The following is a 13,170-nucleotide window of genomic DNA, read 5'->3' as shown; positions in this document are numbered from 1 at the left end:
GTTGTCTGTATGGAAAAATATATATTGGCTCTGGATCAGGGAACAACAAGCTCCCGAGCTATTCTATTTAACCGTGGCGGGGAGATTGTGCACATTGCACAGCAGGAATTCCCTCAATATTTTCCCAAACCGGGCTGGGTAGAGCAGAATGCCAACGAAATCTGGAGTTCCATTCTTGCCGTGATGGCTTCATGTCTGGCAGAGAGCGGAATTAAACCTGTTCAGATTGCCGGAATTGGAATTACGAATCAACGTGAGACCGTTGTGGTATGGGACAAAGAAACAGGCAGACCCATCTATAATGCAGTGGTATGGCAATCCAGACAGACCGCAGATATCTGTGAAGAACTGAAGACACAGGGTCTCGGGGACCTTTTCCGCCGTAAAACAGGATTACTGATCGATCCCTACTTCTCGGGAACAAAGGTGAAGTGGATTCTGGATCATGTCCCTGGTGCCCGGGAGCGGGCAGAGAAGGGTGAACTGCTGTTTGGTACGATTGATAGCTGGCTGATCTGGAAACTGAGCGGGGGTACACATGTCACGGATATATCCAATGCCTCACGTACTCTGATCTATAACATCTATGATCTACAATGGGATGACGAATTGTTGGATATCCTCGACATTCCCAAGGCTATGCTACCAGAAGTGCGAGGTTCATCCGAGGTGTATGCACACACAACAGACTATCATTTCTTCGGTCATCGGATTCCGATTGCGGGAGCGGCAGGAGATCAACAGGCAGCGATGTTTGGTCAGGGTTGTTACACCAAGGGTAGTATGAAAAATACATATGGTACCGGTTGTTTCATGCTTATGAACACGGGAGAGAACCCGGTACAATCCAATCACGGACTGATTACAACGATTGCCTGGGGGATGAATGGCAAGGTTGAATATGCACTCGAAGGCAGTATTTTTGTTGCAGGTTCAGCGGTTCAGTGGCTGCGTGACGGATTAAGAATGCTTCGCTCTTCAAAAGATAGCGAGGATTACGCCTCACGTGTGCCTTCGACAGACGGCGTTTATATGGTACCTGCATTTGTGGGACTGGGCAGTCCGTATTGGGATAGTGAGGTTAAGGGTGCGGTGTTTGGCCTGACCCGAGGCACGACAAAGGAACACTTTATCCGTGCTACGCTTGAGGCGTTGGCGTATCAGACCAAAGATGTACTGGAGGCAATGGAATCCGACTCGGGTATTCCCGTGCATGCTCTGCGTGTGGATGGAGGAGCGGCGGCCAATGATTTTCTCATGCAGTTCCAGAGTGATATTCTGGGCATTCCTGTCGAACGCCCAACGGTGAATGAAACGACTGCATTGGGTGCGGCTTATCTGGCAGGATTGGCGGTAGGATATTGGACGAGTGCGGATGAATTGACGGATCATGAAAATACGGAGCGTGTCTTCCAGCCTGTTATGGCTGAGGAACTGCGGACAGAATTGTATGCAGGTTGGAAGCGTGCAGTGAACGCAGCAATGGCTTTTAAATAAAAGAAATGAAATGAATATTTCTTGGTGTGGGTATTTGTACTTTTTAACTAAACATATGTTATAAATGATATTTACTGGTGGAAAATGATGCATGATTTACAGGGTTATTCTTCCTGGAGAAGGCAAAATATATATCCACTATAAGGAAAAAAACAAGGTTAGTGGATTCATTTGAAATTCCATCCTTTGGCAGAACAACTTTTTGAATTTTTTTTGAATAATGTATCATTTCAGGACTTCACGCCGTCAAAAATCTGTGATAGGATAAAGGCACAAGTTAAAAAAATGATGTCTGGAGATCGGGAGGGACCACGTGCCGCTCAGCAATTGCTGAGCGAATGACGTGGTCCTTTTTTTGTTTTTTTTACGGAAATATTAAGGAAATCATGGGAGGTTCAAGAATGACAGAAACGTTCTCGTCAGCACAACGGACCGAATATTTGCAAAATATGGCGAATGCACATTTTGACGTATTGATTATTGGCGGCGGGATTACAGGCGCAGGGATTGCATTGGATGCGGCTTCGCGTGGGTTGAAGACGGCGCTTGTAGAAATGCAGGATTTTGCAGCAGGTACATCCAGTCGTTCGACCAAGCTTGTCCATGGCGGATTACGTTATTTGAAGCAATATGAAGTGAAGATGGTTGCTGAGGTAGGACGGGAGCGGGCTGTAGTTTATGAAAATGGGCCACATGTGACCACACCGGAACCGATGTTGTTACCGATCTATACGGCTGGCACGTTCGGCCGCTTCAGCACATCCATTGGACTGATGGTGTATGACCGGCTCGCCGGGGTGAAGCGCAGTGAACGGCGCCAAATGTTGAATGCTGGAGCAGTGTCAGACAGTGAACCTCTGTTACGCAAACAGGGGTTGTTGGGTGGTGGAATCTATGTGGAGTACCGGACTGATGATGCCAGGCTCACCATAGAGGTTATGAAAGAAGCTGTCAAACGTGGGGCACAGGCAGTGAACTACGTTAAGGCGAAAGGTTTCCTGAAGGAGAATGGCAAGATTACAGGTATTGAAGCCGTGGATCAGATCGATGGGCAGATCTATACGCTAAAAGCAAGCAAGGTGATCAACGCTTCCGGTCCATGGGTGGACGGTCTGCGGGAATTGGACGGTTCACGCCATGGGAAAACACTGCAGATGACCAAAGGCATTCATTTGGTCTTTGATGGTGAACGATTCCCATTAAGACAGGCCGTCTATTTTGATACACCAGATGGTCGAATGGTCTTTGCTGTCCCACGTGATGGAAAAACCTATGTAGGCACAACCGACACTGTATATCAGGATGATCCTGCACACCCGCAAATTTCCGACTCGGATCGCGATTATGTGATTGATGCAGTTAATGGCATGTTTCCAGATGTACACATTGGTACCGAGGACGTGGAATCCGGATGGGCGGGTGTACGTCCACTAATTCATGAGGAAGGCAAGAATCCTTCCGAAATATCACGTAAAGATGAAGTCTGGGTATCCGAATCCAATCTGATTACGATTGCCGGGGGCAAGTTAACTGGATACCGTAAAATGGCCGAGATGGTTGTTGATCTGGTCGCACGCCAGATGGAGCAGGAGAGTGGGCATTCCATAGGCCCTTGTGTAACGAAGAAGATGCCCATCTCCGGCGGTGATGTAGGGGGATCGGCTGGATTTGTATCGTATGCGGAGCGCAAGATCAAGGACGGTGTTGCCCTCGGGCTTGCCCGACCGGCTGCGGAGCGGCTGGTTCGCACGTATGGTTCCAATGTGGAGGCACTGTATGAGCGAATGCCCGATCCACGCACCAAGTCCGAGCTTCATGGCATGCCACAGGAGTTATTGCTGATGCTACATTACGCGATTGATGAAGAGATGGCTGCAACCCCATCTGACTTTTTGGTACGAAGAACAGGTGATTTATTCTTCCGTATTGATGAAGTTCGTCGCTATAAAGCAGCAGTTATCTCGTATATGGCAGGTCGTTTGGACTGGTCTGAAGAGCAAGAGGTTAAACATACAGAGGAACTGGATCAGCTGTTGCTGGAAGCATCCGGCAAAATCTAAGGCAGGATTTCAAGATCGAGAGTCGAATGGAACATGTAAGCGTGTAACATAGAGAGGGGATTACATCCATGACATTACAGATCGGAATCATTGGAACAGGCTGGTTCAGTAAGGTACACGCGGATATTCTCGCACGGATGGAAGGTGTTCGTGTTGCGAGTGTCTGTGGAACATCGCTCGAAAAGGCAGAGGCTATGGCCTCCGTTTATGATGCTGTTGGTTACGGGGAACTTGAACATATGCTGGATGGTGAGAAGCTGGATGCGGTGTATATCTGTGTGCCTCCGATGTCTCATGGATCGATGGAGTCCGAATTAATCCGCCGCGGTATTCCATTCCTGGTGGAGAAACCGTTGAGCACCGGAATGGATGTTCCGCGTCAGGTGTTGGATCAGGTGCAAAAGAGTGGGTTGTTAACCTCTGTAGGATACCATTTCCGTTATCAGGAGGCTGCGCAGGTCCTGCAGCAAGCGATGAAAGAACAGACGGTCGGCATGGCTCTTGGCCGCTGGATGGGCGGAATGCCAGGGGTCGCCTGGTGGCGGCGTCAGGACGGTTCAGGAGGGCAATTCGTAGAGCAGACTACACATATTGTAGACTTGCTTCGGTATTGTGCAGGAGAAGTTACGGAGGTATATGCTGTAGCAGCTCAGCGAAGCATGCATGAGAAGCATGAGCATGTGACCGTAGCCGATGTGGCAAATGTGACGCTCAAGCTGGAAAGTGGAGCGATTGCCAGTATCGCCAATACATGTCTGTTGCCAGACGGAGAGGGCGGCGCAGGACTCCAGTTCTACACGGATGCAGGTGTGTGGGATTGGACGCCAGAACGTTTGCTTCTGCCAAGTGCCGCAAAACATGCGATGGCAGGTCTGGAGATTCCGGCAGGACATAACCCATACGAGCGTGAGAATGAAGCGTTCATTCACGCCCTGCGTACGGGAGACCGTTCACGAATTCTGTCCGATTATGCGGATGCCTGCCGTACACAGGAGATTACGACGGCGGCGCTGGCATCGGCAGATTCCGGTCTGCCGGTACAGCTTCAGCCTTCAAAACATCTCTCTCATTAAAAGGTTGAAGGTAATATAAATACGCCTGAATCAGGGAATGATCCGCAGATCAGCCTGATTCAGGCGTATTTGTGTTGAGTAGAGATTATTAAGTAGCAATTCAACTACTCGGATTTCTGCTGTTTCAACCAGTCGGATGACCAACTGTAGATCTGATCAATGACAGGTTCAATGGCTCTGCCTTTCGGTGTCAATTCATACTCTACACGGGGAGGTATCTCGGGAAACATGTGTCGGGTTACGATACCTTCCGTCTCCATTTCCTTCAATCTCTCCGATAAAAGTCGTCCACTGATCGCCATCTCTGCTTCAAGTTCCGTAAACCGCTTGGGTCCGGACAACAGTTGGTACATGATTAACAGTACCCACTTCTTGCCTATGATGTCTATGGCTTGAGTGATCATACAGGGACTTGGTGATTTTACTTTTTTCAGCTTCAACGTGTTCACCTCGATTCATAATGATTTTCTTCAAAGTTGTATATGAAAGGACATGATTTCTGCCGCTTTAAGAATATAGGACATCCAAGTAAATGAGGGTTACTACAAAATATACTGTAACATACCTTTTGTATGTATTATACATCATACAGTGAAAAATTACTTGAAGAAATTATATTATTATTATATACTAACTTCACAAAAGTAAGTTGGTGATAAATAATACGTATAATATGAACGCGTACTATTCTGAAAATTGAACTGGGCTGAACGGTTGAAAACAGAGTGACCTTTGGGAACTTTTACATAGATTTTTTTTTTACAATGTGCAGCAAAAATAATCATTACATAGTAGGAACATATAATTTGTTACAGGAGGATCTACATATGAACAAGATTTTGGGTTACGTTTTTCTGGTTGTGTTAGCAGGTGTCTTCGTCATGACGGGGTTTAACAAGATTAGTGGGGCAGATATGATGATTCAGACATTCGAAAGTTTCTCTTATCCGACATGGACGATGTATCTGCTGGGCGCTGCGGAGTTGCTTAGTGCTGTAGGACTGCTGATTCCACGGACTCGCATCCTGGCTTCTGGCATACTGACCTTCATTCTGATTGGGGCCGTGGGAAGTCATCTGATCTATGCACAATACGCTGCTGTTCCGTTCCCGGCTGTGTTGTTGGTAGCTAACATTATTGTTTTGGTTGTGGGCATGCGCAGATTGGAAGCGGAAGAAGAAGGCCAGATGGACGCGATTCAGGCGTAAGTTAAAGATAAGAGGGAACGTAATTGGGCTGTTCAACGTGGAAAAGGTATTCCTGTCAAAAGGAATGTAAACGCGGATGCCTATGCAGAAGATGACCACTGCCAGTAAGCGGTGGTCATCTTTTTTTATGTCAGACTTCGCGTGGCACGTGTAACGATTCGCCGCGTATGTTTGGTATCCGACTGCTGAGTCCAAGTGGCACAGACCTGCCGCACCCACTCTGGATTGGTTTTGCTGGCGTCGTTCAGCCAGTTACTTACCGAATCCTGTACATACTTATGGGCATCGGATTTTACTGCGTCAAGCAAGGGAAGGGCCATGGCCGGATTTTCTTTTAACTCCTGAATATGCTTGGCCCAGACGCCACGAGGTCTGATTGATTCTATGGCAAATCGACGGATCAGTGGATCAGGGTCAACGCTCCATGGGATTAACTGCTGCAAGGCTAAGGATAATTCGGCAGAGATGGACTCCCGTACAGCCATCCAGGCGATTTCTCTTACACCAAAGTGATGATCTGCTGCAAAGGGCCGAATATGCTCCAACTTTTCAGTCAGGTTCAGACCGGAATCTAGCCCAATGATATAAGCCGCCCAGCAGCGAACACTGTCTGAACGATGCTCTGCAATGGAACAAAAGAGATTCGTTTTTTCATTGACTGATGGACGTTTCAACAGATCAAGCCATTGCATGGCTATGGCCGGGATGATTTTCATGATCCGCTGCTCATCCATCTGTGTTAACTGCTCTGTAATTGCTCTGGTTTCGGCATCCATTCCCCATTCATGGGTAACCTTCTGAAAAAGAGAAACATGATCTACAGCCAGCCATTCGGTCAGATTGACCGATTCGATATGTCCTGCTTGTAGCCAATTGCGGATATGCTCAGGAATTTCCGTTGCTTTACGGGCACCTTTGCGAAGAAAAATGTCTTCAGGGATAAATAGATTTGGCTTAGCATCCAACGGTATACTCCTCCTTGGTTGTATAACATCATGAGTTATACAGTACAACTTGCTGGAGAACAGGGATGTAAGGCATCTTACAAGTGGTCAGTGATTTTCCGGAGGTTAGCGATTTCGTCACGATGAAGGGAGACTGATTTGAATCCGGTACGAATAAGTCCAGATTTTGCCAAGTCTTGCATGACAATCGTAACCGATTCCCGTGTGGCTCCTGCCATCCAGGCAATCTCCTGATGGGTAAGCCCGAGTTGAATCCGGCAGTATTCATCTTCTTCGATCCATCCCATCTGTTCAGCCAGCCGGAAGAGATTATGTAACACCTTTTCATGCAGGTTTCCGAGTGCGAGCGTCTGTGTCAACTCGCTCATTCGTTTGATCCGCTCGCTTAGTACGTTCATCAGTCTCATCATAAATTCTGGATGTTCAATCAGAAACTGTTCAAAACGTTGTTTGTTCATCAGGCAAATATCACACTCCTCCATCGTTTCGATATAAACGGCGCGTGTTCCGAGTGAGATTCCGTTCATTTCTCCAAACACGTTACCTTCCGTCAAAATATCGAGAGTGAACTGCTTGCCCTCTGGATTTAATGTATATAAACGAACCTTTCCCCGTTTTACAAAATAGAAACCTTCTGTAAACGTATCGGGTGTCTGGATCTGTCTGTTTTTAGGTATGGTCGTAATAGAAGTCATCCCATCCATTTCAATCAGGTCTGCCTCGGATAAGGAGGACATGAGGTCGAATTGTGATAAATACAGAATTTTATCCATAGAACTCCTTTCCATTACAATATGAATATAAAAAAAAGAAGAACCCACGAAAAACAACGGGTTCTCTTGCAGCGGGACTTCCTGATCGGAAGGTCTTCTGACTATAAATGATCAAATGCCATTTTGATTATAGTAACTTTTTTAATTGAGAGACGCGTCCTTGGCTGATGCCAAGCTTTTCCGCAATTTGCTGTTGAGCCAAACCGGGATTCTGTTCAACAATTTCTTTCATCTGTTGCAGCATACGTGCCGTCTTTGGCCGCAGGTCCGGGTATTCTTGGTTGTCAGCTGTGGTCCCTTCTTCCCTAGCGGGAGATGAGACTGGGGCGGATTTGGAAGCAGGACGCTCCACGGGTGCAGGAGCCTGTTTGTTCTGAGGTACGAACCAGTCGGGAGAGTCATCCGGGTGTTTTAATTGAATTGCACAAGTCCGGCAGATGAATTGTTCTTTGAAATACATTTCCGTATCTACATCACCGCAAAAAATACATAATGTTGATTTGTACTTTCTTAAAATCAACTCTTTTCCTTCAATGAAAAACTCAAGCGGATCGCCGATATGGATTTCCATCGTATCCCGCATTTCTTTGGGAAGGACAATTCGTCCAAGACGGTCCAGAGATCTCTTCATTCCGGTTCTTTTCATCGCATCTCCCCCGCAATATTCACAATTAAAAACCTGTCCTTATTGTAAGGAAGAAAGGGCTTTAATACAACAATAATATTTCAAAAAAGTGGATAATTCCATCCATTATGGGAAAATAAGTTTAGAAAGCACGGGTGCAACCGCTAAAGTGAACAATGCAGCGAGCACCATGGAGATGCTGGAGATGGTACCGGTCAGGGAACTCAGTTCAAACGCCTTGGATGTCCCTGTGCCATGGGCACCGGTTCCAAACAGTGTGCCTCGTGCAATCTCCCCATCGATGCGCAGCATTTTGACGATGGAAGGGCCCATAATTACTCCGAGCAGACCAGTCATAATAACAAAAACAGCTGTCACTGCGGGTATGCCACCGATAGTGGCGGATACGTTCATGGCAATTGGGGTGGTGATCGATCTTGGGATCAGACTATGAATGAGACCGGAATCCAGGCGCAACCATTTGGCGAGCAGGGCAGAAGAAAGTACGGCAACGACCGAACCGGTCATGACACTGAAGACAATCTCGGAAATATGTTTTTTGAGTACATGGAAAAAGGTATAGAGCGGTACGGCAAAAGCCACCGTGGCCGGTTGAAGAAGCAGACTCAGCCATTTGCCACCACTGCTATACGTGGCATAATCCGTTCCGGTTGCAAGCAATATGCCAACAACAAGAAGCGGTGTAATGAGCAACGGAGACAGATATACTTTAGGCAGATTGCGATACATTCGTTTGGTAACCCAATAGATACCGACGGTTAACAACAGGCAGAGGAATCCAATCATCCGGTGTGACGCTCCTTTCGTTTGGCAATTCGTGTAGCCACCAGGCCTGTGCAGGACATGACCAGGAATGTACTAAGTAGTACGATGAATAAAATCTGCAATCCGTCATGCTCCAGCATGGGCATATAGTTCATAATGCCAACGGCTGACGGGATAAAAAATAACAATAGTTCACCGAGCAACCAGGCAGCTCCAACTTCAATCCAGCGCAACTTCACGACACGAGTCTGAAGCAGAATGAATAACACAACCATACCGAGTATTGAACCTGGTACAGGAAGATGGAGAGTACGGGCCAGTAGGTCCATGAGCAGTGAAAAAACCATTAAGAGCGCAACCTGTGCAATACCAAGGCCCCATTTTTTCACTTCAATCCCTCCTTGTATAATCAACGTAATCGTTTAAGTTATTATGAAAATGAAAATGATTCATTTGATATCACAAATTTTACATGGCATTCTTTCATGAGTAAAATGCATATTAAGAATGTTTACTATTCCATTTGTCTATGAGAGGTGAGTATCAACCGATGGATATCCGCCATTTGCAATATTTTCTGGAAGTTGCCCGGCAGCAGAGCTTTACTAAAGCCGCCGAAGTCCTGTATATCACCCAGCCCACGATCAGCAAGACGGTCAAGAGTCTTGAAGAGGAATTGGGTATCACTTTACTGGACCGTTATGGGAAGAAAGTTGAACTAACCGATGCAGGCCATGTGTTTTTTCGGCAGGCACTTGAGATTGAAAAATCATTCCGCAGTCTGTCGTCCGAATTGGACGATCTGATGAATTTGAAGAAAGGCCATCTGCGGATTGGTTTGCCGCCGATGGTAGGATCAAGCTTTTTCCCCATGATCATTGGCGAATTTCACAAAGCCTACCCGCAGGTGACCATTCAGCTGTTTGAGGATGGCGCCAAAAAAGTGGAGGCCGATGTGATCAGTGGTGCACTGGATATTGGCGTTGCCGTACTGCCAACCGTGGATGAGCTGTTGGATCATTTTGTGTTTGTGAAAGAGAAGCTGAACCTGCTCGTACACCCTTCACATCCACTTGCTGGAAAAGAATCGGTCGCGCTGCATGAACTGGAAAACGACGCCTTTGTGCTGTTTAGGGAGGATTTTGCATTGCATGACCGGATTATTGTGGCCTGTCAGCATGCTGGCTTCCAGCCCCGTGTGGTATATGAGAGCTCCCAGTGGGATCTGCTCAGCGCGATGGTTGCTGCCAATTTGGGGGTAGCCTTACTGCCGGAGACGATCTGTCGTGAGGTAGACCATATGCGCGTGCGCATTATACCCGTGGTGGAACCGGTGATTCCATGGCAGCTCGGCATGATCTGGCGGAAGGATCGTTATCTTTCATTTGCCACGAGAGAGTGGATTGGATTCACTCAGTCGATGCTGGGTGAGTAAGGGAAGCGATCGGAAGGTTGTTCCATTCTAGTGCCCAGTGTAAATACTCTTTTGTTGACCCCGGATCGTTGTTACAATGGAAGCATAATCATGATGGAGGTGTACGAACATGAAATTGCGGGTATCCGCTGTACAATACCAGCTACAAACAATCAGCTCGTTTGAGCAGTTCGCCGCTCAGGCTGAGCATTACATACGGACAGCGAGTGAATACGGAACCGAATTTGTCCTGTTCCCGGAATTTTTCACAACGCAGTTAATGTCCATTGGGGACAAACAAGGCAATGCACTGACAATTGAGGAGCTGCCAAACTTTACGGAGCAATATGAACAACTATTCACGTCTCTTGCTACCAAGTACGGCATGCACGTCATCGGGGGAACCCACGTCATTCGACGTGAAGGGAAGCTGTATAATACAGCCCACATGTTCTACCCGGATGGTCGCATCGCGCGGCAGGACAAGATTCACATTACACCAACCGAAGTCCAGGAATGGAACATGGCTCCCGGAGAGGGACTTGAGGTGTTCGACACGGACAAAGGCCGTATTGCGATGCTGACCTGTTACGATATTGAATTCCCGGAAATTGTACGGATGGCCAAAGCCAAAGGCGCAGACGTAATTTTCTGTCCTTCCTGCACGGACGATCGTCATGGATTCTACCGTGTGCGTTATACGAGTCATGCCCGCGCGGTAGAGAATCAGGTGTATGTTGTGTTAACCGGAACAGTGGGTAATCTGCCGACCGTTGATTTCATGCGGGCCAACTATGGACAGGCTGCGATCATTACGCCAAATGATATTCCGTTCCCGCCACGTGGCATTCTGGCCGAGGGTGAGATTAACAACGATATGATCGTGACAGCCGATCTGGATCTGGACTTGTTGTATGAGGTACGTGAACGTGGATCGGTAACGACCTGGCGTGACCGCCGTACTGATCTATATACCGATTGGGAGTAGGCAACCTTATAGAGGTTGTTCAAAAAGCCCGCTTTTGATTACGAAGGATGCCTAGTGGCATCATCAGCATCGAATATGGAATTCAGCCGAAATGTCCGTTGCTCACGTAGTCTTCCCTACGCTCCGCTACTCCATTTCTAGCTTCATCCCATCTTCTCGGTACTGAAAACCGACCTTTGTGAACACATAATTAAAACCGAAGCGAAACAGAGTAGGGAATTCATATTGTCAGTGGAAAGGGGTGAACAGGCAACATGTATACCAAAGAAATGCTGATCACCGATCCGGAGCGAAGTGGTAAAAGGGTAAAGGCAGTCGTTCGCAATTATGTTACTGCCGACTTTGAGGAACTCATTCGCATTCAGGCGGAGAGTTTCCCTCCTCCTTATCCGGAAGAACTGCTCTGGAGTCACGAGCAGCTCACCAGTCATGTACAGCATTACCCGGAGGGTGCCATCTGTATTGAAGTCGATGGAGAGTTGGCCGGATCAATGACCTCGCTACGGATGCAGTGGGACCCTGCACATCCAGCAAGTCATACCTGGGCCCAAGTAACGGATGACGGTTATATTCGTAACCACCAGCCGGATGGCAACACGCTGTATATTGTTGATCTCTGTGTTCGTCCAAAGTACCGCAAATGGGGACTGGCTCAGCTTATGATGCAGGCGATGTACCACCTTGTCATCGCTCAGGGGATGGATCGGTTACTGGGTGCTGGTAGAATGCCCGGTTATCATTTGGTTGCAGACCAACTGTCTGCGCAGGAATATCTGGATCAGGTAGCAGCGGGAGAGAGGCGTGACCCGGTGATATCGTTCCTGCTTCGCTGTGGCCGCATGCCTGTTGGTGTGACCGCAGACTATCTGGATGATGAGGAATCCTGCAACTATGCAGCCCTGATGGAGTGGCAGAATCCGTTCAGATAAAGAAATGTTAAATGAAATACATTATCAATCGAGGGGGTATTTATCCATGGAATTCACGCGTATTATATCTATTAAAGATCCATTGTTTGCCCAAATGCACAAGTTGATGCAGGAGATTTTCCCGCGGGAAGAAGTGCTGGACTTCCCCCTTTGGGAAGAACCGCTGGAAGATCCGGGTATTCGGGTGTTCGTGGCTGTGCATGAGGGACAGGTTGTTGGAGCGACAGAGTACCGTTATTACGAGGATTGGAACGTAGCCATGACGGACTTTACGATTATTGGGCGTGAAGGTCTGGGGATCGGCAGTTTCCTGGCGAATCACCGCAAGCGTGATCTGCAAAAGCTGGCTGCAGCAAACGGGAAAGAATTGTTCGGTATGTTTGCCGAAATCTATAACCCTTATCTGAGTCAGGATCACGAGTTTGGCGGCATCAAGCCGATGGACCCGTATGTGCGTCGCGAAGTTCTGTCCCATCTGGGATATCAGCGTCTGGACTTCCCATATGTTCATCCATCTTGGCAAGGTGACGGTGAAGCGGTTGGCGGATTGGACCTGTGCTTCATGCCAGGTGATGAGTCGCTTGGTGAACTGCCAGCAAGCCTAGTGGCTGATTTCCTGAATCGATATTATGCAGTGCTTCCTAACAAACCACAAGAATGGCTTGCCATGGTAGATCAATTGACTGCTCGCAAGTCGGTTGCGCTACTGCCGTTGTAAACTGGACGGGATAGAACATTAAATCATAGTGGCGTTGCAAGTACCTTGAAGAATGATGACAGATGCAAAAAGCCCGTAGAACAGGCCATTATTGGACCTGCTTTCTACGGGCTTTTTCTATTTAGTTCAAGGTT

Annotated in this window: 14 protein-coding genes; 8 read left to right on the top strand and 6 right to left on the bottom strand. The window is 47.5% G+C overall.

The genetic code is table 11. From position 1 onward, the window contains the following. Positions 1-9: 9 nt before the first annotated feature. From glpK to MKY01_RS30020, 3 genes are all read left to right on the top strand, one after another. Positions 10-1,497, top strand: a complete 1,488-nt coding sequence (gene glpK, locus MKY01_RS30030; RefSeq protein ID WP_282319982.1) for a glycerol kinase GlpK — start codon at positions 10-12, stop codon at positions 1,495-1,497. A gap of 401 nt (positions 1,498-1,898) precedes the next feature. Then, positions 1,899-3,557 (top strand): FAD-dependent oxidoreductase, encoded by a 1,659-nt coding sequence (locus tag MKY01_RS30025; protein WP_282319983.1) that lies wholly within the window; start codon positions 1,899-1,901, stop codon positions 3,555-3,557. Between the two features lie 68 nt (positions 3,558-3,625). Beyond that, on the top strand, positions 3,626-4,630 hold the full coding sequence (locus MKY01_RS30020; protein ID WP_339284643.1) for a Gfo/Idh/MocA family oxidoreductase: 1,005 nt from the start codon (positions 3,626-3,628) through the stop codon (positions 4,628-4,630). Between the two features lie 104 nt (positions 4,631-4,734). Here MKY01_RS30020 and MKY01_RS30015 read toward each other — a convergent pair whose 3' ends face one another. Continuing rightward, positions 4,735-5,034, bottom strand: coding sequence for a helix-turn-helix domain-containing protein (locus MKY01_RS30015; protein ID WP_026081419.1), 300 nt, complete (start codon positions 5,032-5,034; stop codon positions 4,735-4,737). Positions 5,035-5,457: 423 nt separating this feature from the next. On the opposite strand from MKY01_RS30015, the gene MKY01_RS30010 reads away from it, so the two are divergent. Beyond that, the gene (locus MKY01_RS30010) at positions 5,458-5,838 is read left to right on the top strand and encodes a DoxX family protein (RefSeq protein WP_051447288.1); all 381 of its coding nucleotides are present in this window, start codon (positions 5,458-5,460) and stop codon (positions 5,836-5,838) included. Between the two features lie 125 nt (positions 5,839-5,963). Here MKY01_RS30010 and MKY01_RS30005 read toward each other — a convergent pair whose 3' ends face one another. The 5 genes from MKY01_RS30005 to MKY01_RS29985 all read right to left on the bottom strand — a co-directional run bounded on the left by MKY01_RS30005 (position 5,964) and on the right by MKY01_RS29985 (position 9,376). After that, complete coding sequence (locus tag MKY01_RS30005) at positions 5,964-6,803, bottom strand: DNA alkylation repair protein (RefSeq protein WP_255319949.1); 840 nt, start codon at positions 6,801-6,803, stop codon at positions 5,964-5,966. 77 nt (positions 6,804-6,880) lie between these two features. Beyond that, complete coding sequence (locus MKY01_RS30000; RefSeq protein ID WP_315372401.1) at positions 6,881-7,576, bottom strand: Crp/Fnr family transcriptional regulator; 696 nt, start codon at positions 7,574-7,576, stop codon at positions 6,881-6,883. Positions 7,577-7,703: 127 nt separating this feature from the next. Further along, entirely contained in the window at positions 7,704-8,222 is a 519-nt protein-coding gene (locus MKY01_RS29995) for an AbrB/MazE/SpoVT family DNA-binding domain-containing protein (RefSeq protein WP_047840820.1), read from the bottom strand. A gap of 105 nt (positions 8,223-8,327) precedes the next feature. Next, complete coding sequence (locus tag MKY01_RS29990; protein WP_076251772.1) at positions 8,328-9,008, bottom strand: CidB/LrgB family autolysis modulator; 681 nt, start codon at positions 9,006-9,008, stop codon at positions 8,328-8,330. Next, positions 9,005-9,376 (bottom strand): CidA/LrgA family holin-like protein, encoded by a 372-nt coding sequence (locus MKY01_RS29985; protein WP_017691758.1) that lies wholly within the window; start codon positions 9,374-9,376, stop codon positions 9,005-9,007. The genes MKY01_RS29990 and MKY01_RS29985 overlap by 4 nt, the downstream gene beginning before the upstream one ends. A gap of 161 nt (positions 9,377-9,537) precedes the next feature. Between MKY01_RS29985 and MKY01_RS29980 the strand changes: the two genes are divergently transcribed. The 4 genes from MKY01_RS29980 to MKY01_RS29965 all read left to right on the top strand — a co-directional run bounded on the left by MKY01_RS29980 (position 9,538) and on the right by MKY01_RS29965 (position 13,036). After that, entirely contained in the window at positions 9,538-10,422 is an 885-nt protein-coding gene (locus MKY01_RS29980) for a LysR family transcriptional regulator (RefSeq protein WP_047840818.1), read from the top strand. 109 nt (positions 10,423-10,531) lie between these two features. Next, entirely contained in the window at positions 10,532-11,389 is an 858-nt protein-coding gene (locus MKY01_RS29975; protein WP_127551468.1) for a carbon-nitrogen hydrolase family protein, read from the top strand. A gap of 254 nt (positions 11,390-11,643) precedes the next feature. Further along, on the top strand, positions 11,644-12,318 hold the full coding sequence (locus MKY01_RS29970; RefSeq protein WP_339284639.1) for a GNAT family N-acetyltransferase: 675 nt from the start codon (positions 11,644-11,646) through the stop codon (positions 12,316-12,318). A gap of 46 nt (positions 12,319-12,364) precedes the next feature. Continuing rightward, positions 12,365-13,036: a GNAT family N-acetyltransferase gene (locus MKY01_RS29965; protein ID WP_339284637.1), complete on the top strand. Its 672-nt coding sequence runs from the start codon at positions 12,365-12,367 to the stop codon at positions 13,034-13,036. Positions 13,037-13,170 lie beyond the last annotated feature (134 nt).

Source organism: Paenibacillus sp. FSL R5-0486 (assembly GCF_037975155.1).
In the GTDB taxonomy this organism is placed as follows: domain Bacteria; phylum Bacillota; class Bacilli; order Paenibacillales; family Paenibacillaceae; genus Paenibacillus; species Paenibacillus amylolyticus.
This window is presented reverse-complemented; position numbering and strand designations above follow the sequence as displayed.

Excerpts from the sequence above, each read along its gene's own strand:
- glpK (WP_282319982.1), top strand. The coding sequence starts at position 10 with ATGGAAAAATATATATTGGCTCTGGATCAGGGAACAACAAGCTCCCGA.
- MKY01_RS30025 (WP_282319983.1), top strand. The coding sequence starts at position 1,899 with ATGACAGAAACGTTCTCGTCAGCACAACGGACCGAATATTTGCAAAAT.
- MKY01_RS30020 (WP_339284643.1), top strand. The coding sequence starts at position 3,626 with ATGACATTACAGATCGGAATCATTGGAACAGGCTGGTTCAGTAAGGTA.
- MKY01_RS30015 (WP_026081419.1), bottom strand. The coding sequence starts at position 5,034 with ATGATCACTCAAGCCATAGACATCATAGGCAAGAAGTGGGTACTGTTA.
- MKY01_RS30010 (WP_051447288.1), top strand. The coding sequence starts at position 5,458 with ATGAACAAGATTTTGGGTTACGTTTTTCTGGTTGTGTTAGCAGGTGTC.
- MKY01_RS30000 (WP_315372401.1), bottom strand. The coding sequence starts at position 7,576 with ATGGATAAAATTCTGTATTTATCACAATTCGACCTCATGTCCTCCTTA.
- MKY01_RS29995 (WP_047840820.1), bottom strand. The coding sequence starts at position 8,222 with ATGAAAAGAACCGGAATGAAGAGATCTCTGGACCGTCTTGGACGAATT.
- MKY01_RS29990 (WP_076251772.1), bottom strand. The coding sequence starts at position 9,008 with ATGATTGGATTCCTCTGCCTGTTGTTAACCGTCGGTATCTATTGGGTT.
- MKY01_RS29980 (WP_047840818.1), top strand. The coding sequence starts at position 9,538 with ATGGATATCCGCCATTTGCAATATTTTCTGGAAGTTGCCCGGCAGCAG.
- MKY01_RS29975 (WP_127551468.1), top strand. The coding sequence starts at position 10,532 with ATGAAATTGCGGGTATCCGCTGTACAATACCAGCTACAAACAATCAGC.
- MKY01_RS29970 (WP_339284639.1), top strand. The coding sequence starts at position 11,644 with ATGTATACCAAAGAAATGCTGATCACCGATCCGGAGCGAAGTGGTAAA.
- MKY01_RS29965 (WP_339284637.1), top strand. The coding sequence starts at position 12,365 with ATGGAATTCACGCGTATTATATCTATTAAAGATCCATTGTTTGCCCAA.